The organism is Bacillus cereus group sp. Bce019, from assembly GCF_051781745.1.
GTDB classification, from domain to species: Bacteria; Bacillota; Bacilli; order Bacillales; family Bacillaceae_G; genus Bacillus_A; species Bacillus_A cereus.
Window position 1 is genome coordinate 111,700 of record NZ_JBPWJX010000016.1, and the last position, 20,449, is coordinate 132,148.

The window sequence follows — 20,449 nt, forward strand, 5'->3', positions numbered from 1 at the left end:
TCTGCCCTTTAATAAGGGATAAAAAAGGTGTGAATTTTCACACCTTTATTATATTTAAGAGAGGAATTTACATAAATATGAAATTAGCAATTTCTTATAGTGAGATGGTAAAAGAATTTTTAGAAAAAGTAGAAGGAAGTATTAAAATACCTAAAGATGTGCAAGGAACAGAACTTAGGATAAAAAGGAAAACGGAACTGTTTTCAAATTTGACTCACATTGTAGATTTAATAGGAGCGACTGCAACGTGGTTATATCATATTTCTAAAGAAAAACATATTGTCGTGCTTTATCATGTAAGAGGAAGTTTATTTCCGATTACTATTGAAGTTTCTAATTTTCTCTCCTATGAAAGTTTAAATTTACAAATTGAAGAGCAACTGGAGCAAATTAAAGAAATGAATGAGGAAGAAATAGAAGAGTTTCAAAACGGTAATACGTTATATGAAATGTCACCTATTATTATTGGTGAAACATATTATGAGCTAAAAGACACGAATACATTACAATTTGTATTTAGTAAAAATATGCAAAGTGTAGAAATAATATTTAATAGTGTTAATTGGAAAGAGACAACAATTACTCGTTATGCACAACAAATACAAGGTGTTTTAATTAATAAATCACAAAATAATAATAATCATATAAATAATTTTAATGTTATTACAGAGGCCGAGATGGCACTTTATAGTCAAGTGAATGATACGACAGCAGTATATCCTGAGAAAAGTATCGTCGATATGTTCTATAATACTGTTACTCAATTTCCAAATCGTATAGCTTTATCTTCAAGGGAAGGTACTTTAACTTATGAGGAGCTAAATAAAAAAAGTAATCAAATAGCTCATATGTTAATTAAAAACGGCGTCCAATTAGGAGACTATGTTGGAATATTTATGAAACGTAGCATAGACACAGTAGTAAATATGGTAGCTATATTAAAAGCTGGTGCAGCGTATGTTCCGATTGATCCAGATTATCCGGAAAGTAGAATACAGTACATTATTCAAGATAGCCAAGCGAAAGTTATATTGATGAAAGAGACGCCTATAACATGTGATGGGGTTCAAACAGTTTCAATGTATGATAGTGAAACTTATGAAGATACAGATGTAAAGTTGTCTATTCATTGTGATGATGTAGCTTATATGATTTATACATCTGGTTCAACAGGGAATCCAAAGGGAACGATGTTAGCACATAGAGGCGTTGTTAATCTGTATACTTGGATGAAAAAGCAATATGAATTGACAGAAGAGGATGTATTTGCCCAATTTCCTTCCTTTAGTTTCGATGCTTCTGTATGGGAGTCATTTGCTTCTTTATTCTGTGGAGGAAACTTATATGTACTATTAGAGGAAGAGCGATTGTCTGTAGAAGCATTTGCAAATGCAATCTATAAAGTGAAAGCAACTTCAATCTTGGCATTAGCAACAATTTTTGTTCGACAAGTAGCAACTTATTTAGCAGAAGAAGATATATATAAGCTAGCTTCCCTAAAAAGAATTGCGATTGGCGGTGAAATGTTGCCTGTAGAGGTTATTAAATTGTGGAGAGAAAGAATAGGTACAAATGTTGAAATTCATAATGTATACGGACCGACAGAATGTACTGTAGTGACGACAACCTATAAAATACCTAGTCAGTTAAATGAGGATGTTGCGAGTATTCCCATTGGTAAACCATGTGCTAATTATCAAGTTATGATTTTGGATGAGAATATGAATCTTTGTCCAATTGGTGTACCTGGTGAATTATATATAGATTCAGTGGGATTAGCAAAAGGGTATTTTAATAAGCCTAATAAAACAATTGAAGCTTTTATTCCGAACCCTTTTAATCCTATAGTTAATATATACAAAACAGGTGATATCGTTAAGTTGCTAGAGGATGGAAATATAGAGTTTTTACATCGGAAAGATGATCAAGTAAAAATTAGAGGACATCGTATTGAACTAGGCGAAATCCAAAGTAAAATTTCTCAAAATCATAATATAAAAGAAAATGCTGTTTTTGCTAAGAAGAGTAAGGAAGGTAGCCAATATTTAATCGCGTTCTATACAACTTTAAATAAAAAAGAAATACCAGAATTAGTTTATCAGTTACAAGAGCAATTACCAGATTATATGGTGCCATCTAAACTAATTTATATTAATGAATTGCCACTTACACCTAATAAAAAGATTGATGTTAAGAAGTTAGCTCAGTTAGAAGAAAAGTATGAACCGGTTCGGCTACAAGAATATGTTGCACCTTCTAATAAAGCAGAAAAACAAATAGCGAACGCCTGGGCGGAAGTATTAGGAATTTCAAAAGTTGGAGTGCATGATGATTTCTTTACAATTGGTGGACATTCATTAAAAGTATTACGAGTCTTAACATTGTTAAAAGAAGATTTCTCACATTTAACAATTCAAGATTTCTTTAAAGAAAGAACGATATATGGATTAGCTCGAATTGAGCGAGAAGTAAAAGTAGAGAAAGAAGAAGTATTTCGTGAATATAAAGTGATTCACGAACCAGATACTATCACGTATGCAAACGTTTTGGAAGAAAACCAGATTTCAAATGTCTTTTTAACAGGAGTTACTGGTTATTTAGGATCACATATATTATATGAATTGTTGAGAGATACATCTGCTACTATTTATTGTTTAGTAAGACCAACTAAAGATGTGCAGCAAAGAATTATAGATACATTAACAGGCTACTTTAATGATATATGTGAAGAATGGTTACAGCGTATACAGGCCGTAGCTGGTGATCTGGGAGAAGAGTATCTTGGGATGAGCGAAGAAGAATTTATGTTCATCAGTTCTAAGATGGATACGATAATTCATTGCGGTGCAGATGTAAGACATTTTGGAGATGTAAAACAATTTGAAAATATAAATGTCCAAGGAACTAGCCGTATGCTAACATTAGCGGAGAAAGGTGCTACATTCCATTTTATTTCTACAATTGGTATTCCGTTAGAATTAGCGGTAGATCAATGGGATACATACATGAAAACTGGTGATTTTAATTACAGTGTAGACTTAGAGAATGTATATTCAAATAGTAAACTACAAGCGGAAAACATTGTTCGTGAAGCAATGAAAAATGGTTTGCGTGGAAATATTTATCGTGCAGGTAATTTAGCATGTCATTCAGAAACAGGTTCGTTCCAACAAAATATTGAAGGAAACGCATTTTATCGTCTTATTAAAACAATGCTATTAATTGGAAAAGCACCAAATGTGAAGTGGAAAGTTGATTTCACACCAATTGATTTTGCTAGTAAATCAATTGTATCGTATTTGCAAGATTCGCAAATTATAGGAGAGACGTTACATATTTGTCATCCACATCAAATTGAGTTTGAACAATTTATACAGCTAATTGGAGAGTGTGGATACAATCTTGAAATGGTTCCACTTTCAGAATATGTAAATACCGGACTTGCATTAGCGAAGGGAAATGAAGTAATAGCAGAGTTAATTGCTTCTCAAGTTGCAGGAGATGGAGCGCAGCAATCTGAAATTGTAATGGGTACGCGTAGAACGAATAAATGGATTAAGAAAAAAGAATTGATAGTACCAGCAATTAATAAAGAATTTATTCAGCAGTTATTAGCTCATGGTGAAAAAGTTGGTTATTTTCCAAAAATAATGAAATGATTATGCATGCTTTTGTTTGTTCAATAAAATAAATCATGCTACAATGAAAACGAATTAAGGACCGGGGAGCCAATTGGCTGAGAGGATGTAAGTAAACATCGACCCTCAACCTGATCTGGATAATGCCAGCGTAGGGAGTTACTTAAAGTGATGTAGCATATGTTATTCTGTAATAACTTGCATACAAGGCTTTCCTACTGCGTAGGAAAGCCTTTTCTTATTTTTGAAATTTATTTTTATAAGGGGGATTTTATTATGTCACAACAAGTTACAATGTCATTTTCAGTAGTACCACAAGCAAAAACGAAAGATGTATATTCTGTTGTCGATAAAGCAATTGAAGTTGTGCAACAATCGGGAGTTCGTTATGAAGTAGGGGCAATGGAAACAACTTTGGAAGGAGAATTAGATGTACTTCTTGATGTCGTTAAACGTGCGCAACAAGCTTGCGTCGATGCTGGAGCAGAAGAAGTGATTACTTCTATTAAAATCCATTATCGTCCAAGCACTGGTGTAACGATAGATGAAAAGGTTTGGAAGTACCGTGATGAATATGCAAAACCAGAAGCAATCTAAACTTATTACAACTATTTGGCTTATCCTTCTCATTGCGATATGGGAAGGATCTGTTTCATTATTTAAAATCGAACCGTGGATTTTACCAAAGCCTTCTGCCATTGTTCAAGAATTAATTGGGATGAAAGATTTACTATTACCAAATACGATGCAAACACTGCAGGAAGTTATAATTGGACTATTCTTTGCAATTTTATTGGGGACGAGCATCGCAATTATTATGGACGTTATACCGTTATTTCGTATTTTAATAAATCCATTGCTCGTTATTTCGCAAACAATTCCAATTGTTGTACTTGCACCGCTATTTATTATTTGGTTTGGATATGGGATGTTGCCGAAAGTAATGGTCGTAATACTCGTTTGTTTCTTCCCAATTGCGCTTAGTATTTTAGAAGGTTTTCAAACAGTAGATAAAAACATGTTGAAACTGTTACAAACAATGAAGGCGACAAAATGGCAAGTTTACCAGAAAGTAAAATTTCCAGCAGTGCTTCCATACTTTTTCTCAGGTTTAAAAATTGCAGTTACATATAGCGTAATGGGGGCAATTATCGGAGAATGGCTCGGTGCAAGTGAAGGATTAGGCGTTATGCTTACGAGGGCTACAAAATCCTTTTTGACTGCCCGAGTATTTGGTGTTGCAGCAATCATCGTTATGGTGACATTATGCCTGTATTTTATCGTAGAGTTTATGGCAAGAATAACAGCACCATGGATATATAGAAAGGACGGCAGAAAATGAAAAAAGGTTTGAAAGTTATGTTAGCTGCCTTAGTAGCGGTAGGTGTGGCTGGATGTAATCCGGCGAAGAAAGAAGAAAGTGCAAGTAAAGATCAAAAAGTAAAAGTAGTATTAGATTGGTTTCCAAATACGAATCATACTGGCTTGTATGTAGCGCAAACGAAAGATTATTACAAAAAGCAAGGATTAGATGTAGAAATTATTCAACCAGGTGACAATGTAACAGCAGAGCAAATGATAGCATCAGGAAAAGCAGACTTCGCAATAAGCGCACAAGAAAATGTAACGTTAGCTCGTGTGGAAGGAATTCCTGTTGTATCTGTAGGAGCGATTATTCAGCATAACACTTCAGCGTTTGCATCGCTTAAGAAAGATAATATGACGTCACCGAAAGATTTTGAAGGTAAACGTTACGGCGGCTGGGGAGGACCAGCGGAAGAAGCGACATTAAAGACGATTATGGATAAACATCAAGCTGATTTTAATAAAGTTGAAAAAATCATCTTAGGACAAACAGATTTCTTTAAATCAATCGGTCGTGATGCAGATTTCGAATGGATTTATTACGGTTGGGATGGTATTGAAGCGAAGCGCCAAGGAAAAGAGTTAAATACGATTATGGTGAAGGACTTAGATCCAGCGCTTGATTTCTATAGTCCTGTTATTATTACGAGTGAAAAACATACGAAGCAAGATAAAGACTTTGTGAAAAAGTTTATGAGTGCAACGACAGAAGGTTATAATTTTGCAATTAAGGAACCGAAAGAGGCTGCTGATATTTTAATTAAAGCTGTTCCAGATGTAAATAAAGATTTAGTTCAAGAAAGCCAAAAATGGTTAAGTACGAAGTATCAAGATGATGCTAAAGCATGGGGAGTACAGAAGGAAGAAATTTGGACGAATTACATGAATTTCTTATATGACAACAAAGTTATTAAAAAGAAAATCGATGTAAAAGATGCTTTTACAAATGAATTCCTTCCAAGTGAAAAATGAGCGGATTACAAATAAAAAATATAGTGAAATCTTTTGACGGAAAGAATGTATTAGAGAATATTAGTGTCTCTATACAAGAGGGAGAGTTTGTTTCCTTTGTAGGACCGAGTGGTTGCGGGAAAAGCACATTATTAAACATGATTGCAAATGTTGAAAAACCAACAAGCGGGAACGTAACGTATAACGATAAGCAAGTACAAGAGCAAGATGTTGTTAGTTATATGCCACAACAAGATTTATTACTACCGTGGCGATCAGCTTTGCAAAATATCGTTCTTCCGTTAGAAATTGAAGGAAAGCCGAAAAAACAAAGGCTGACAGAAGGAATGGAAGCATTAAAGCAGTTCCAACTAGATGAATATGCAGACCATTATCCAGATGAATTATCTGGTGGTATGCGTCAAAGAATTAGTTTTCTGCGCACATATTTATGTGAAAAGCCAATTATGCTGCTGGATGAGCCTTTTGGTAAATTAGATGCATTTACAAAAATGGAAGTACATAGCTGGCTTTTAAACTCTTGGCATCAAGAAAAGCAAACAATCGTTATGGTGACACATGACTTAGATGAGGCAATCTTGCTTTCAGATCGCGTATTTATTTTATCTCAAAGACCAGCGTCAATAGTTGGCGAGGTACAAGTGAAATTACCTAGGACGAGAACGATGGATATGTTAACATCACTCGAATTAAAAAAGGATAAAGAAGAGATTTTAAGTGTGTTAGCTCCTTATATGAAAAAATAGAAAAAGCCTTTTAACAGTTTTTAGTATAATTACTGTTAAGAGGCTTTTTTTAGAATATGAAAAGATGGAGAAGGAACAAAAGGGAAAATAGAGAATAGAATATAACAGAGTAGTTTATACTCTTAATATAACAAATGTTAAAGGAGTGAAAGGATAAAATGACTTTATCAACTGTTCTTCAAATGGTTTTAGCTTGATATGGGAGAAGTCTGCCCATTTTTTAAGATTAAGCTAAGTTGAAGACAGCAGGTAAAGAACCTTAATCCTTTTTTACGATAATATGTAATGGGTAAGGTGTATTCACCTTACCCATTTTTATATGCATAATTAAATAAGGCTTCATACTGTTGGTCTCTCTATTTAGCTTATGGACGATAAGTAAAGGAGAGAAAAAAATGAGTATATTAATAGTAGAAAATTTAAGTCATTCGTATGGTGAGAAAACCATCTTATATAATGCGTGCTTTCGATTATTAAAGGGGGAGCATGTTGGGTTAGTAGGGAAAAATGGGATTGGAAAATCAACACTGCTAAGAATTTTAACAGGAGAACTTATACATGATGATGGGAACATTGAATGGTTTCCACATGTGAAGGTTGGATTTTTGCAGCAGCATATAGATTTACAAGAAGGAATAACAATTGAAGGATACTTGCAAAGTGCATTTTCTAACTTGTATGCGATTGAATACGAAATGTTAAAAATTGCAGAAGAGATGGCTGAAGCAGTAGAAGTAGAAAAATTGTTAGTAAGGTATGGAGAGTTACAAACTATATTGGAAAACTCTAATTTCTATCAAATTCATACAGAAATTGAAGAAGTGGCAATTGGTTTAGGGCTGTTTGAAATAGGATTGGAAAAGGATGTTTCAAAGTTAAGTGGAGGACAGCGGACAAAGTTATTACTAGGAAAGCTTCTTCTAGAAAAAGCTGATGTTTTATTGCTAGATGAACCAACGAACTATTTAGATACAGCACATATAGAATGGTTGCAATCGTACTTGAAGCTGTACGAAAAAGCTTATATTATCATTTCGCATGATGAAGTATTTTTGAACAATATTACGAATGTCATTTACCATCTAGAAGAACGAAAAGTTAAGCGATATGTAGGGGATTATGAAAAGTTTTTACAAAGTTACCAAGTACAAAGGAAACAATTACAATCGGCGTATGTGAAACAACAAAAAGAAATTGCTCAGTTAGAAACATTTATTCAAAAAAATAAGATTCGAAAAGCAAAACAGGCAAAAAGTCGAGAGAAAGTATTGGAGAAAATGCAAAGGGTTGAAAAGGTTAATAATATACCTCGGTCCCGTTTTGCTTTTACTGTTTATAATGAACCAGTAAGTCGTATATTACAGGCTGAGAAACTAAGAGTGGGTTATAGTGAGCCGTTATTTCCAGACTTGAATTTACAAGTGAAAAAAGGAGAAAAGATAGCTGTTGTTGGTCATAACGGTATTGGAAAAACGACAATGTTAAAGACGTTATTAGGTCAAATAAAGCCGCTAAGCGGTTCAATTTTTGTTGGGGAACGAGTAAATCCTGCTTATTTTGCACAGGAAGAGTTTGCTTCAGAAATAACACCGTTAGAGAAAGTTTGGGCAGAACGACCAGATATGACAAAGAAAGAAGCGCGCCAAGCATTAGCGAAGTGTGGATTGAAAGAAGAACACGTATTAAAACCTATTCGTTTATTAAGCGGTGGAGAGCAAACGAAAGTGCGTTTATGTGAACTTATCGTAACGAAAAGCAATGTTTTAATTTTAGACGAACCGACTAATCATTTGGATGTAGAAACTAAGATGGCTTTACAGGAAGCGTTACAACAATACAAAGGAACGGTTTTAATTGTCTCACATGAACCTTCTTTCTATGAATCGTGGATAACAAAAGTATGGAATATAGAAGATTGGAATACTGAACAATATGAATAAAGAAAAGGCATTAGCTTTTAGGAGCTAATGCCTTTTCTTTGTGATTAACATGATTTTCGAGAACTCTTACATGAGAATTGTATGAAGAAGCACTCTTATGGTGCGCTTATAAGCGTGCTTTTTCTTTTGTTATATTTATAATACGAAAGCCTTTCCCTAACAGGTGACTATCTTTCTTTATATATATAGATAGTTCAAAATGGAATGAAAATAATTCCTTTATGTAAAGGATAATATGGATATTATAGGAAGACAATAGAAATTAAAGGAAATTCATGTAAAATTCAAATGAACTTCATATAAACTTCATATTAGAAATTAAATATAATTATAATAGGTTATTATGATATTTTTGATTTTTCGTAAAATTAAAAGTTTGAATTTAGGAGGTATTGCTCAAACCTAAATTCAAACTTTAGTGAATTAATTAATGGATATTACGTCTAGTTTTCGCTAATGACGGTATTTAAAAGTTCGGCTGGATTACCTGTTCCTGCACCGCCAATTGTAATAGATCCACCAGGAGGAATTTCACCATTCCATCCTGCGTTCGTAATTACATAATGATTATTTGTTTTACTACTAATTTTAGAATCCCAAACTTGTGTTAAATTACCGCTATAATCAAATTCTAATTTCCAATTTTTAATAGGAGTCGTTCCATTATTTTTAATTATAATCGAGAAGTTATAACCGCTGCCCCAATTCGAAGTGACTGAAAATGTAGCAGTACCATTTCCATCAGGAGGTGTCGTATTAGCTTCATCCGTTTTGACAGTAAGAGCGGTAGGTTGTGATTTATTTCCAGCAGCATCTTTGGCAATTATTGAAAATGTGTATTCCGTATTAGGTTTTAAGTTTTTAATTGTAATGCTATTTGTTGTTGTACTCCATTTCTCTTCTCCAGCAGTAATTTCATATTCCATAACTCCTACGTTATCAGTAGATGCAGTCCAGTTTAATTGAACTGAGTTTGAATTTTTATTCGTAACTACAACGTTTTTAACATTCGTTGGTGGCTCAGTATCTTTTTGACTAATAGGTCCACCAAGTAATTCTTTTACTAGCGTATCAAGTAATTTTGGACCACTGCAACTATATTTTGGACTTGTACGGCAATCTCCGCTTAGTTCCCAAAACATTGCTCCACTTAAACCTTTCGTCTTTATATAGTCTGTTTTGTATTTCATAGATTCATTGTCATCGTAGCTAATAAATGTGCCTGTAGTTGCATTATATAAATAAGGTACTTTAGCTGTGTCATTCCAGTAGCGTACAAAACCATTTTTATTAACGTAATTGGCTGCTAAATCACCGTAATCATACACACCTGTGTCACCGGTAGAATAATCATCCCAAGTACCTTTAGAAGCAAGTTTCCCATCACTACCTGGTTTACAAGGTTGATATTGTCCGTTATTTTCTTTGCCACAACTTTTCCAGCCACGTCCGTAAAAGGGTACGCCTAATACTAGTTTATCGACTGGAACACCTTCATTTGTATAAACATTTATAGCACCATCTACGTAAAAATTCGTATTTGCTGCTGGGTCATTTGGATCCTTATATAGAGCTGCATTATGATTAGAAGTAGCTTCCCATCCGCCGTGGAAATCATATGTCATAATATTAATCCAATCGAGTATTTGAGAAATTTTCTTTAGCTCTGTATGATCAGCGTAGCGTTGGCTTGCGCCTGAAGCGATTGTTAGTAAATATTGTTTGCCATCTTCAGCACCTGCTTTATTCAAAGCATTTCGGACATCTTGAAGAAGGAGAGTGAAATTTTGTTTATCTTCAGGACGATAACTACCACCAGGAATCGTTTCAACGCCCGGATATTCCCAGTCTAAATCTACGCCATCAAACCCATATGCGCGAAGAAAAGCTACTGTAGATTCAGCAAATACTTTTCTTGTTTTTTCATCAGCGGCCATATCAGAAAAGCGGTTAGACCAAGTCCAGCCACCAACGGAAATAATTGTTTTTAAGTGAGGATATTTAGCTTTTAATCGTTTTAGTTCCCCGAAATTTCCGCAACGGGCATATTTATCGCAATCTTCCCAAGTTGTCCCTGAGCCAGGATACGATTTGGTAACATCAGCCCATGGTTCACCGAGTACGAGAGTACCATTAGGAACCTCTTTATTTTGCAATGGTACACCAGATTCTTTACAGTTCCACGTTTGTTTATTTGGATTATCAGGATGAGTAGAAGGGTTTCCATGTTTTCCATTCCAACAAATATCCGCGAAAGCATAGTTAAGGTGAGTAAGCTTTGATGCATCAATGTCAGCAACTTGATAATTACGTCCGTAAACGCCCCACGAAGGAAAGTACCCAACAATTTTTTGACTTTGCTTTGGTGAATCTGCTAATGCGAGATTTGGAGTAATAAAATTTGTGAGAAAAAGAGGTAAGAAAAGTAGTAGAGATAGTAATAGCAGTGTGAATTTTTGAGACCTCATAGCCATTTCTCCTTTCAAAATAAAAGATATATTTAAAGGCATACGCCAATAAACCAAAATGAATCTAGACGTATGAAACGTCTAGATAAAATGATCAGACATCACGAAGTCTATACAAGGGAGCTGGGGGGTGATTAAATCGTAACAAATGTAAGATTTAGTGTAAACGCTTTATTAAGTTGAAAAAGACTTTCTCAATACAAAAAGGCTTGAATACAAACTATATATGAAAACGAAAGATTGGTATGGGAAGAAAAAGCTCATTATAAATAAATTTGAGAAAAAATTGTATGGAGCCAATTATTAAAGACGTAGAAAGATAAGGAAATATCATGTAAAATAATAGTAAAAATATGTAAAGGAGGGAATAGTGTGGATGTGTTTTTGAACATTGCTGAAGAAAAAATTCGACAAGCAATACGGAATGGTGATCTTGATTATCTTCCGGGAAAAGGAAAACCACTACAATTAGAAGATCTTTCAATGGTACCTCCAGAACTTAGAATGAGTTATAAAATTTTAAAAAATGCGGGAATGATTCCACCAGAAATGGAACTACAAAAAGATATATTAAAAATAGAGGATTTAATTGCTTGCTGTTATGATGAAGAAGAGAGAAAGAAATTACGAGAAGAGTTAACAGCAAAAACTCTTCGTTTTCAGCAGGTAATGGAAAAGAGAAAGATTAAAGATAGTTCAGCTTTTCGTATGTATCAAGGCAAATTATTTCGTAAATTACGCTAAGAGGGATAAGATGACTACATTTAAAACGGTAGAAGAATTAGCGACCTATATCGAAGAACAACAATTGGTACTTCTGTTTATTAAAACGGAAAATTGTGGTGTTTGTGATGTTATGCTAAGAAAAGTAAATTGCGTATTAGAGAATTATGATTACGTAGAGAAAATAGAAATATTACTACAAGACATGCAAGAGATTGCGGGGCGATATGGAGTATTTAAAGGGCCAACAATTTTATTATTTCATAATGGAAAAGAAATTCTTCGTGAATCACGCTTCATTTCACTTGAAAATCTAGAGAGAATCATTCAATTATTCGAGGAATAGGGGAGGCTTTTATATGGGATTTATTATTGTCATACTATTATTTGTTGTAGTTGGAATAATCGTAACAGCAGTTCGATCGAACAAAAAGAAGGTGAACTTGGCGAAACAAAATAACATACATAATTCATCTAACAGCTCATCACCATTATTTTTCTTTGCTGGATCGGATAATGATAGCTCGCATGATGGCGGTTCACATGATTGTGGAGGCTCTTTTGGGGGAGATAGCGGAGGAAGCTGCGGTGGCGGTGGGGATTGATGAAAATGCGCCTTATATAGGCGTATTTCTTTTTAAACAAACGTTTGATTAGTCGGCTTACATATACATAAACACAGTTAAACAAACGTTTGATTAATATTTTTAACATACTAAGGGGAATGGAAATGAAAAGGGAACCGAAAGTGAAAAATAAGGGGAAAGTAGTGTTATTTTTATTAGCTGCGGGAGGCGTATTTCTTGTTAAATTAGCATTTAAAATTGGAACAATACATATGATTCGAACTTGGTTTGAAAGTACGTTTTCTTAAATAAGGAATATAGCCTCTTGCGATAGAGGTTTTTGATTTGTTATTATTAGACTGAACGGTCGGTTTAAAGAGGTGTGAATATGAGAAGAAGCGCAGAAGAGATAAAGAAAGAAATTGCATACAAAGCAGAAAGTCTATTTTCACAGAAGGGCTACGCAGCTACATCTATGGAAGAGATTTGTGAAATTACAGAGCGAAGTAAAGGAAGTATTTATTATCACTTTAAAAGTAAAGAAGAATTATTTTTATTTGTAGTGAAACAGCATACGTATGATTGGCTTGAAAAATGGAATGAAAAAGAGAAGTTGTATAGCACTAGTACTGAAAAACTATATGGTCTCGCGGAATATCATGTAGAGGACATACAGCAACCAATTTCAAATGCCATAGAGGAATTCTCTATGAGTCAAGTTGTAAGTAAAGAGATTTTGGAGGAACTATTAGCTTTAACTAGAGAATCATATGTTATGTTTGAGAAATTAATTGAAGCAGGCATACAGTCTGGAGAGTTCCGTGAAGATAATACTCGTGATCTTATGTATATTGTGAATGGATTATTATCAGGGCTTGGAGTACTTTACTACGAGCTAGATTATAAAGAGTTGAAGCGTATTTATAAAAAGGCAATAGATGTATTGTTAAAAGGAATGGCAGCTGAATAATAGGTCAGTTGCTTTTTTTACAAAATAAATTAGACTGAACGGTCGGTTTGTGAAAGGGGAATGAAAATGAACGCTTTATTTAAAAACCGAGCATTTATGCTCGTTATGGCGTCTGATATTTTACAACAATTTGCAATTTGGATCAGAAATATGGCTCTTTTGTATTTTATAATGGAGCGAACGAATAATGATCCGGTTTCTGTTTCTTTGTTATCAGTTATGGAATATGCACCTATTTTTATTTTCTCGTTTATCGGTGGTGCGCTAGCTGATCGCTGGAATCCGAAAAGAACAATGGTCGCTGGAGATGTGTTGAGTGTACTGTCTATTATAGGAATTGTCCTGTTGTTAAAGCTGGATTATTGGCAGGCTATATTTTTTGCAACACTCATTTCCGCGATTGTAGGTCAGTTTTCTCAGCCCTCATCTTCGCGTATATTTAAGCGCTATGTAAAAGAAGAACAGGTAGCAAATGCGATTGCATTTAACCAAACATTACAGTCATTATTTCTAATTTTTGGACCAGTGGTAGGATCGCTTGTGTATACACAACTTGGTTTATTTACGTCACTATATAGCTTAATCATTTTATTTTTGTTATCTGCTATCGCCCTTTCATTTTTACCAAAATGGGTTGAAAAAGAGCAAGTGGCGAGAGATTCATTAAAAAATGATATAAAAGAAGGTTGGAAGTATGTTCTTCATACGAAAAATTTAAGTATGATTACGATCACTTTCACCATTATAGGCTTAGCTGTTGGATTAACAACTCCATTAGAGGTGTTTCTTGTAATAGAACGCCTTGGAATGGAAAAGGAAGCAGTTCAATATTTAGCTGCAGCTGATGGAATAGGTATGTTAATTGGTGGTATTGTTGCTGCAATTTTCGCTTCAAAAGTGAATCCGAAAAAAATGTTTGTATTCGGTATGGGCATATTAGCAATGTCATTTTTAGTAGAAGGGCTATCTACATCATTTTGTATTACTAGTTTCATGAGGTTTGGAACAGGTATTTGTTTAGCTTGTGTTAATATTGTTGTCGGTACGCTTATGATTCAACTTGTACCAGAAAATATGGTTGGAAGAGTAAATGGGACGATTTTACCACTGTTTATGGGGGCAATGCTAATTGGAACTTCACTAGCTGGAGGATTAAAGGAACTAACTTCACTAGTTACTGTGTTTTGTATAGCAATGGCACTTATTTTATTAGCGATAGGGCCAGTTCTACGTATGCAAATAAAAAAAGAAGATGTTGCTAATAAAGAGGCACTAACAAATTCGTTAGCTTCGAAATAACTATTGTAAGGGAGCAATATTGCTCCCTTTTTCTTTGAGGAACTTTTGACAACTATATGAGCCAATTATATACTGATGTTGTAAAAACGATTTTACAGGTTAGGAGCAATGGTGTGAAAAATCAAATCTATGAATTACGCACTGAAAATAATATTTCACAAGGCGCATTAGCTGATAAATGTAAGGTTTCTAGACAAACGATAAATGCAATTGAGAATAATAAATATGATCCAAGTTTAGCGTTAGCATTCCGTTTAGCTGAAGTATTAGGAACAACTGTTGATAAATTATTTTTGTACAAGCAGTAGAGTCGTTCATTATAAGTCGCACCTTTAAAAATAAAAAAGATCCTCTTCTTATGAGAAGAGGATCTTTTCTTATAGCGTTTTAGTCTTTGGACTAGGTGGTGTAACGGATGTATTATTTTCTGGAACTCTAGTTAGTAAGAATCCTCCGATAATAAACAGAACAATAATACTAAGAACACCAGCGTTTGTTTTTCCTGTTAATTGGGTTGTAACACCGACTAATACCGGACCCATAATTGCGGCAAACTTGCCAAATATATTATAAAATCCGAAGAATTCATTAGCAGATTCTTTAGGTACTAGTTTTGCAAAGTATGAACGACTTAGTGCTTGAATACCACCTTGAGATGTAGCAACTAACATTGCTAAAATCCAAAAATCAAGTGTCGTTTTTAAAAAATAAGCATATGTGCAAATAATGATATAAATAATGATACCGACATATAACATTTTTTTACCAGTAAATGTTTCAGATAATTTTCCGTATAGTAAAGCAAATGGACAAGCGACAATTTGTGTTACAAATAATATGATTAATAGATTCGTTGCACTAATACCGAGATCGGTTCCGTAAGCGGTAGACATAGTAATAATTGTGTCGACTCCGTCAATATAGAAAAAGTAAGCGATTAGAAACATAAATACAGTTTTATATTCTTTAATATTTTTAAAAGTATCAGCAAGACGTTTGAAGCTCATTCTAATAGGTCTTGGATGACGCTCAATATAGTGTGTTTGCTCTACGTTTTTTAGCATTGGAATTGTAAATAATCCCCACCAAAGAGCTGTTATTGCAAAGGAAATTTGACTAGCAATGCCGACCGATAAGGGAATAGTTCCTTTTTGGGAAAGAATAATAAGAGCGATACAACCGATAAAAGGAATTGTACTCCCGATATAACCTAATGCAAATCCTCTTGTAGAAATTCGGTCCATTCTATCTTCAGAAGTGACGTCTACTAAAAATGCATCATAGAAAATGTTTGCTCCAGCAAAGCCGATTAAGGCGAGCATATAGCACCCTAGCAATAAGTACCACTGAGAGGTTGGAACGACTGCTAACATACTTGTAAATACGATACCGAGTCCAAAGAAGAATGTGAAAAAACGTTTTTTAAATCCTTTATAATCAGCAACTGTGCCAAGAATAGGAGCAAGTATAGAAATTAAAAGTGTTGCGAATGAGTTTGCATATCCCCAATATGCTGTTGAAGTTGCCCCAGATAGTCCAGCTTCTTTTGCAGCTGCTTTAAAGTAAATTGGAAATAATGCAGTTGTAATGACGAGCGAGTATACAGAGTTCGCCCAATCGTATAATATCCAGCTTTTTTCTTGTCTGGACATTTTTTTCATATAATGTTCCCCCTTAAATTTGTTTTACTAACAGTGTACAAAAATAAAAATTATAAAAAGAGAAACAGTGATGAATTTTACATAACTTTTACATATATACACTGTTCTTTACAATTGGAGTAAATCCTCTACAATTGCTCCGTCTGTTTCACCTAAGTGTAAACCGAGTAGTCTAGCGATAGTTGGACCTTCATCAATAAGTCTCATATACGGGACGGTAACGCCACTTTTTATTCCTTTCCCAGCAGCGATAAAAATTGTTTCATAGTTAGGTTTTGTTGGAGAGTATCCATGCGTACCAAATGTATATTTTTTACTAGGCGTAACATCTTTTTCGGTAATTTCTTTTATAAAATCTCCTGTATAGTTTTCAGTGAAATAATACCCTTCTCGTGCTTCTAACATGAATAAACAATTACCGTCTGCACCGCAGTCTTTCGCAGCTTCATCATGAAGTATAAATTCAATTCCGTTTTGTTTATTTTGAAGTAGCTCTTCAAGGAGTAGTTGTACCTCCCGAATTGTATCCGTATCATTTTTGTCCTTTACATATACATAGGCAGAGCCGTCGCAACTTTGGCAATAGGCTTTCCAGTCTACTAATTTTCTTTTTTTATTAAGAGATATAAGTCCTCTTTGATGGAATAGCACATTTAATTGTATGGATTTGTTTTCACTTAAAGCGCTATGATCACCAAGGGCAATAATTGTACTTTCTTCGTATAAGTCACTTTCTTTTAGTGCTTGAATAATTTTCCCTAGACGTTCGTCGTGTCTCTGGATAGCAGCTATTGTTTCGTTAGATTCAAAGCCGTGATAGTGTCTTTGTGTGTCTAGATCGGTGAAATGTACGAACATGATATTAGGCTTTTTCGTCTGGATTGTATGCACAGCAGAGGCGAGGACGAAATCATCCAGCTCTGGTTGTGATAAACCATTTCTTATATGGCCGAAACGACGATTTAAATCTAATTGGTATAGTGGGCTACCGCTAAATAAGGAAACTAACACTTGATTTTGCCAAGGTCTATTTGGAAAAATTTCTGGTAAATTGTAATCGATGTTCGCTCTTCCAGTAACAGGCCATAGAAGGGCAGCTGTCGTTAAATTTGCTTTGCGCGCTTCATCATACAATGTTGTTCCTTTTATTGATTTTCGGTACCAATGCCAATCAGGTGATTCACGCCCTGGTTGAAGTAACGTATTGCTAACAACACCGTGCTTGTTAGGGTAATTACCGGTTACGATTGTTGAGTGGCTTGGATATGTTACAGAAGGATAAATTGGTTCTACTTTTTCGACAACCGTGCCCTTTTTTATTAGAGATTGGAAATGAGGTAGTTTTTGTAGTATAGGAAAATCTAAAGCTGATAAACAGTCGAATGATAAAATAATGACATGGTTTGTTAATGCTTTATCCATAAAGTTCCCTCCTGATTATATAAAACCTATTATTATATATTACTATTAATACCTAGTAATAAAAATATATTTTTATGTGAAAATTTATTATTTATTTTCAGAAAAATTAAACATATAATTAAGTATAAGGGAATCTATGGAAGGAGGAAACACTATGGATTGGTTAGATGGATTTGGTATCTTTTACATCATTGGCGGAATCACGATTATCCTTGTATTTGCTATTTCATATTTACTAAAGAAACGGTTTCCAGACAAACAGTTCGATATTATATTTGCACTTAGTTTAATACTTCTTTGCTTAGCGTCCTTTCCCGTTACAATGATTGTTATTGGTGGGTGGGAAGGAATGGGATATGGATTTATTGGTTTCTTCGTCCTACTTGGTACACTTATCGGTATGATTGCACATCAACTTGTGAAAATTACGCGGAAAAGCTACGTATAAAACTGCAAAAAATGAAAAGAATATATAAAAATAAGAAAATTAGCTATTGTTTTAAAAAAGAATTTGTATTATGATAATCAACAAATTTATTTCGTTATAACGATGAAAAAGGACTAGTACATGTTCAACCTTTTTAGCAGAGAGAGAATCCGTCAGGCTGAAAGATTCTTAAAAAGGCAATATGGAACCTGCCTTTGAGTTCTGCATATGCAGCGGGAATTTCCCGTTATCAAAAAGAGAGCATGCGCAATTTTTGTGCATGAATCAGGGTGGTAACGCCGACAAAGCTCGGTCCCTATTTAGGGACGCGGGCTTTTTTGTATTTTCTAGAAGGAGGAAGACTGACTATGGCAAAAGAACAAGTGCAAGCCATTACGAAGATGGAAGAGGACTTTGCGCAGTGGTATACCGATATTGTAAAAAAAGCCGAACTTGTTGATTATTCAAGTGTAAAAGGATGCATGATTTTACGTCCGTATGGTTATGCCTTATGGGAGAATATGCAGAAGGTGATGGATGAGAAGTTAAAAGAAACTGGCCATGAAAATGTATATATGCCAATGTTTATCCCAGAGAGTTTATTGCAAAAAGAGAAGGATCATGTTGAAGGATTTGCTCCTGAAGTAGCATGGGTTACGCATGGTGGAGATGAAAAGTTAGCGGAAAGACTTTGTGTACGTCCTACATCTGAAACTTTATTCTGTGAGCACTTTTCAAAAATTGTGCAATCCTATAATGATTTGCCAAAGTTATATAATCAGTGGTGTTCAGTAGTTCGTTGGGAGAAGACAACTAGGCCGTTCCTTCGTACGACTGAATTTTTATGGCAAGAGGGTCATACAATCCATGAAACGGCAGAAGAATCGCAGGCTGAAACATTAAATATTTTAAACTTATATGCTTCTTTCTGTGAGGATTATTTAGCAATACCAGTTATTAAAGGACAAAAAACAGAAAAAGAGAAGTTTGCTGGAGCAAAGGCAACTTATACAATTGAAAGTTTAATGCATGATGGAAAAGCACTTCAAACAGGAACCTCTCATAACTTTGGGACGAATTTCTCAGAAGCATTTGATATTAAGTTTTTAGATCGTAACGGTAAGTGGCAATATGTGCACCAAACATCTTGGGGTGTATCAACAAGAATGATAGGCGGGCTAATAATGGTTCATAGTGATAATAATGGACTTGTAATGCCACCAAAAGTCGCTCCAGTGCAAGTTGTTATTGTACCAATTGCTCAGCATAAAGAAGGAGTTTTAGCAAAAGCAACAGAGTTACAAGCACATATTCAAAAGGTTGCACGAGTAAAAATAGATGCTAGTAATAAAACACCAGGCTGGAAATTTAATGAGTATGAAATGAAGGGGATTCCAATTCGATTAGAAGTTGGCCCTAAAGATATTGAAAAGAATCAAGTTGTACTTGTAAGAAGAGATACGAAGGAAAAAGAGTTTGTACCAATGGATCAATTAGAAGAACGTATTCCAGCATTACTTGAAGAAATTCATATTGCTTTATTTAATAAAGCAAAAGCATTTCGCGATGAGAATACGTATGTTGCGACAAATTTCGAAGAGATGAAAAAAATAGCTGACGAAAAGCAAGGCTTTATTAAGGCAATGTGGTGCGGGGAATTAGCTTGTGAAGAAAAACTAAAAGAAGAAGTTGGCGTATCTTCACGTTGTATGCCTTTTGAGCAAGAGTATTTAGCTGAAGAATGTATTTGTTGTGGTAAAGAAGCTAAACAAATGGTGTATTGGGGAAAAGCGTATTAATACTTTTTCTGATAGGTGATAAAAGGACTTTGGGCTGCATAATAAAATGTAATCCAAAGTCCTTTTTAGTTTTATACAGTATTTCATGTACTTTTTAGATGGAAGGATGTTGTTCTTATTTTACGTTTTTACGACGAATAAACAGTAACATACCAATTAGGAATGTTGAAAGCCCCATTAAAATAGATATAGGGTAATGCGTTGCAGTATTAGGTAATTTATCACCTTGTTTTTTCGTATTATCTTTTACATTACCCCCTTGAGAACCGTTGCCCTCCTGAGAATTGCTATCGCCTTTAACACGATTGCCACCTTGAGAGCCATTACCCCCTTGAGAACTGCTATCACCTTTAACACGATTGCCGCCTTGAGAGCCATTGCCGCCTTGAGAGCCATTGCCGCCTTGAGAGCCATTGCCGCCTTGAGAGCCATTGCCGCCTTGAGAGCCATTGC

19 protein-coding genes, 1 riboswitch and 1 other annotated feature are annotated in these 20,449 nt (G+C 34.7%); of the genes, 15 read left to right on the forward strand and 4 right to left on the reverse strand.

The window, feature by feature from the left end; all coding sequences use genetic code 11:
* Window positions 1-77 precede the first annotated feature (77 nt).
* The 6 genes from ACS2QP_RS20040 (at window position 78) to ACS2QP_RS20065 (ending at window position 8,661) form a co-directional block, all read left to right on the forward strand.
* Entirely contained in the window at window positions 78-3,659 is a 3,582-nt protein-coding gene (locus ACS2QP_RS20040) for an amino acid adenylation domain-containing protein (RefSeq protein ID WP_438882763.1), read from the forward strand.
* A gap of 52 nt (window positions 3,660-3,711) precedes the next feature.
* A riboswitch (TPP riboswitch) is annotated at window positions 3,712-3,813 on the forward strand.
* Window positions 3,814-3,914: 101 nt separating this feature from the next.
* Window positions 3,915-4,235, forward strand: coding sequence for an MTH1187 family thiamine-binding protein (locus ACS2QP_RS20045; protein WP_000082906.1), 321 nt, complete (start codon window positions 3,915-3,917; stop codon window positions 4,233-4,235).
* Window positions 4,207-4,980: an ABC transporter permease gene (locus ACS2QP_RS20050; protein ID WP_001057166.1), complete on the forward strand. Its 774-nt coding sequence runs from the start codon at window positions 4,207-4,209 to the stop codon at window positions 4,978-4,980. The genes ACS2QP_RS20045 and ACS2QP_RS20050 overlap by 29 nt, the downstream gene beginning before the upstream one ends.
* Window positions 4,977-5,975: an ABC transporter substrate-binding protein gene (locus ACS2QP_RS20055; RefSeq protein ID WP_000715573.1), complete on the forward strand. Its 999-nt coding sequence runs from the start codon at window positions 4,977-4,979 to the stop codon at window positions 5,973-5,975. The genes ACS2QP_RS20050 and ACS2QP_RS20055 overlap by 4 nt, the downstream gene beginning before the upstream one ends.
* Window positions 5,972-6,721: an ABC transporter ATP-binding protein gene (locus tag ACS2QP_RS20060; protein ID WP_332284966.1), complete on the forward strand. Its 750-nt coding sequence runs from the start codon at window positions 5,972-5,974 to the stop codon at window positions 6,719-6,721. The genes ACS2QP_RS20055 and ACS2QP_RS20060 overlap by 4 nt, the downstream gene beginning before the upstream one ends.
* A 395-nt stretch (window positions 6,722-7,116) precedes the next feature.
* Window positions 7,117-8,661: an ABC-F family ATP-binding cassette domain-containing protein gene (locus ACS2QP_RS20065; RefSeq protein WP_242285507.1), complete on the forward strand. Its 1,545-nt coding sequence runs from the start codon at window positions 7,117-7,119 to the stop codon at window positions 8,659-8,661.
* A gap of 443 nt (window positions 8,662-9,104) precedes the next feature.
* Here the strand turns inward: ACS2QP_RS20065 and ACS2QP_RS20070 are convergent, their stop codons facing one another.
* Window positions 9,105-11,129 carry a glycosyl hydrolase family 18 protein gene (locus tag ACS2QP_RS20070; protein WP_001257487.1) on the reverse strand — a complete coding sequence of 675 codons (2,025 nt, stop codon included), beginning with the start codon at window positions 11,127-11,129 and terminating at the stop codon, window positions 9,105-9,107.
* A gap of 372 nt (window positions 11,130-11,501) precedes the next feature.
* On the opposite strand from ACS2QP_RS20070, the gene ACS2QP_RS20075 reads away from it, so the two are divergent.
* From ACS2QP_RS20075 to ACS2QP_RS20105, 7 genes are all read left to right on the forward strand, one after another.
* Window positions 11,502-11,873: a DUF1992 domain-containing protein gene (locus ACS2QP_RS20075; protein WP_000382376.1), complete on the forward strand. Its 372-nt coding sequence runs from the start codon at window positions 11,502-11,504 to the stop codon at window positions 11,871-11,873.
* Window positions 11,874-11,883: 10 nt separating this feature from the next.
* The gene (locus ACS2QP_RS20080; protein WP_438882764.1) at window positions 11,884-12,198 is read left to right on the forward strand and encodes a thioredoxin family protein; all 315 of its coding nucleotides are present in this window, start codon (window positions 11,884-11,886) and stop codon (window positions 12,196-12,198) included.
* Window positions 12,199-12,211: 13 nt separating this feature from the next.
* Window positions 12,212-12,457, forward strand: coding sequence for a hypothetical protein (locus ACS2QP_RS20085; RefSeq protein WP_000505774.1), 246 nt, complete (start codon window positions 12,212-12,214; stop codon window positions 12,455-12,457).
* Between the two features lie 125 nt (window positions 12,458-12,582).
* A complete protein-coding gene (locus ACS2QP_RS20090; protein ID WP_332284964.1) occupies window positions 12,583-12,726 on the forward strand; it encodes a histidine kinase in 144 nt (47 codons plus the stop codon).
* An 80-nt stretch (window positions 12,727-12,806) separates the two neighbouring features.
* Window positions 12,807-13,388: a TetR/AcrR family transcriptional regulator gene (locus ACS2QP_RS20095; protein WP_001254439.1), complete on the forward strand. Its 582-nt coding sequence runs from the start codon at window positions 12,807-12,809 to the stop codon at window positions 13,386-13,388.
* A gap of 66 nt (window positions 13,389-13,454) precedes the next feature.
* Window positions 13,455-14,687, forward strand: coding sequence for an MFS transporter (locus ACS2QP_RS20100; RefSeq protein WP_332284963.1), 1,233 nt, complete (start codon window positions 13,455-13,457; stop codon window positions 14,685-14,687).
* A 56-nt stretch (window positions 14,688-14,743) separates the two neighbouring features.
* Window positions 14,744-14,995, forward strand: a complete 252-nt coding sequence (locus ACS2QP_RS20105; protein WP_002023181.1) for a helix-turn-helix transcriptional regulator — start codon at window positions 14,744-14,746, stop codon at window positions 14,993-14,995.
* A gap of 69 nt (window positions 14,996-15,064) precedes the next feature.
* Here the strand turns inward: ACS2QP_RS20105 and ACS2QP_RS20110 are convergent, their stop codons facing one another.
* Both ACS2QP_RS20110 and ACS2QP_RS20115 read right to left on the reverse strand, forming a co-directional pair.
* Window positions 15,065-16,348 (reverse strand): MFS transporter, encoded by a 1,284-nt coding sequence (locus ACS2QP_RS20110; RefSeq protein WP_000738812.1) that lies wholly within the window; start codon window positions 16,346-16,348, stop codon window positions 15,065-15,067.
* A gap of 108 nt (window positions 16,349-16,456) precedes the next feature.
* Window positions 16,457-17,770 carry an alkaline phosphatase family protein gene (locus tag ACS2QP_RS20115; RefSeq protein WP_000356410.1) on the reverse strand — a complete coding sequence of 438 codons (1,314 nt, stop codon included), beginning with the start codon at window positions 17,768-17,770 and terminating at the stop codon, window positions 16,457-16,459.
* A gap of 154 nt (window positions 17,771-17,924) precedes the next feature.
* Here ACS2QP_RS20115 and ACS2QP_RS20120 point away from each other — a divergent pair, with 154 nt between their 5' ends.
* Together ACS2QP_RS20120 and proS are read left to right on the forward strand one after the other, a co-directional pair.
* Window positions 17,925-18,218 (forward strand): YesK-like family protein, encoded by a 294-nt coding sequence (locus ACS2QP_RS20120; RefSeq protein ID WP_000383850.1) that lies wholly within the window; start codon window positions 17,925-17,927, stop codon window positions 18,216-18,218.
* 93 nt (window positions 18,219-18,311) lie between these two features.
* Window positions 18,312-18,518, forward strand: a binding site (T-box leader).
* A gap of 47 nt (window positions 18,519-18,565) precedes the next feature.
* A complete protein-coding gene (proS, locus tag ACS2QP_RS20125; protein WP_001040978.1) occupies window positions 18,566-19,996 on the forward strand; it encodes a proline--tRNA ligase in 1,431 nt (476 codons plus the stop codon).
* 115 nt (window positions 19,997-20,111) lie between these two features.
* On the opposite strand, the gene ACS2QP_RS20130 is transcribed toward proS, so the two are convergent.
* Window positions 20,112-20,449: LPXTG cell wall anchor domain-containing protein (locus tag ACS2QP_RS20130; protein WP_438882765.1), on the reverse strand; the 338-nt coding region annotated here is incomplete at its 5' end.

What these genes read in the sequence shown, in the direction of transcription:
- ACS2QP_RS20100 (WP_332284963.1), top strand. Translation starts at nt 13,455, where the DNA reads ATGAACGCTTTATTTAAAAACCGAGCATTTATGCTCGTTATGGCGTCT.
- ACS2QP_RS20095 (WP_001254439.1), top strand. Translation starts at nt 12,807, where the DNA reads ATGAGAAGAAGCGCAGAAGAGATAAAGAAAGAAATTGCATACAAAGCA.
- ACS2QP_RS20110 (WP_000738812.1), bottom strand. Translation starts at nt 16,348, where the DNA reads ATGAAAAAAATGTCCAGACAAGAAAAAAGCTGGATATTATACGATTGG.
- ACS2QP_RS20120 (WP_000383850.1), top strand. Translation starts at nt 17,925, where the DNA reads ATGGATTGGTTAGATGGATTTGGTATCTTTTACATCATTGGCGGAATC.
- ACS2QP_RS20080 (WP_438882764.1), top strand. Translation starts at nt 11,884, where the DNA reads ATGACTACATTTAAAACGGTAGAAGAATTAGCGACCTATATCGAAGAA.
- ACS2QP_RS20115 (WP_000356410.1), bottom strand. Translation starts at nt 17,770, where the DNA reads ATGGATAAAGCATTAACAAACCATGTCATTATTTTATCATTCGACTGT.
- ACS2QP_RS20070 (WP_001257487.1), bottom strand. Translation starts at nt 11,129, where the DNA reads ATGAGGTCTCAAAAATTCACACTGCTATTACTATCTCTACTACTTTTC.
- proS (WP_001040978.1), top strand. Translation starts at nt 18,566, where the DNA reads ATGGCAAAAGAACAAGTGCAAGCCATTACGAAGATGGAAGAGGACTTT.
- ACS2QP_RS20050 (WP_001057166.1), top strand. Translation starts at nt 4,207, where the DNA reads ATGAATATGCAAAACCAGAAGCAATCTAAACTTATTACAACTATTTGG.
- ACS2QP_RS20040 (WP_438882763.1), top strand. Translation starts at nt 78, where the DNA reads ATGAAATTAGCAATTTCTTATAGTGAGATGGTAAAAGAATTTTTAGAA.
- ACS2QP_RS20060 (WP_332284966.1), top strand. Translation starts at nt 5,972, where the DNA reads ATGAGCGGATTACAAATAAAAAATATAGTGAAATCTTTTGACGGAAAG.
- ACS2QP_RS20045 (WP_000082906.1), top strand. Translation starts at nt 3,915, where the DNA reads ATGTCACAACAAGTTACAATGTCATTTTCAGTAGTACCACAAGCAAAA.
- ACS2QP_RS20065 (WP_242285507.1), top strand. Translation starts at nt 7,117, where the DNA reads ATGAGTATATTAATAGTAGAAAATTTAAGTCATTCGTATGGTGAGAAA.
- ACS2QP_RS20085 (WP_000505774.1), top strand. Translation starts at nt 12,212, where the DNA reads ATGGGATTTATTATTGTCATACTATTATTTGTTGTAGTTGGAATAATC.
- ACS2QP_RS20090 (WP_332284964.1), top strand. Translation starts at nt 12,583, where the DNA reads ATGAAAAGGGAACCGAAAGTGAAAAATAAGGGGAAAGTAGTGTTATTT.
- ACS2QP_RS20105 (WP_002023181.1), top strand. Translation starts at nt 14,744, where the DNA reads ATGAGCCAATTATATACTGATGTTGTAAAAACGATTTTACAGGTTAGG.
- ACS2QP_RS20055 (WP_000715573.1), top strand. Translation starts at nt 4,977, where the DNA reads ATGAAAAAAGGTTTGAAAGTTATGTTAGCTGCCTTAGTAGCGGTAGGT.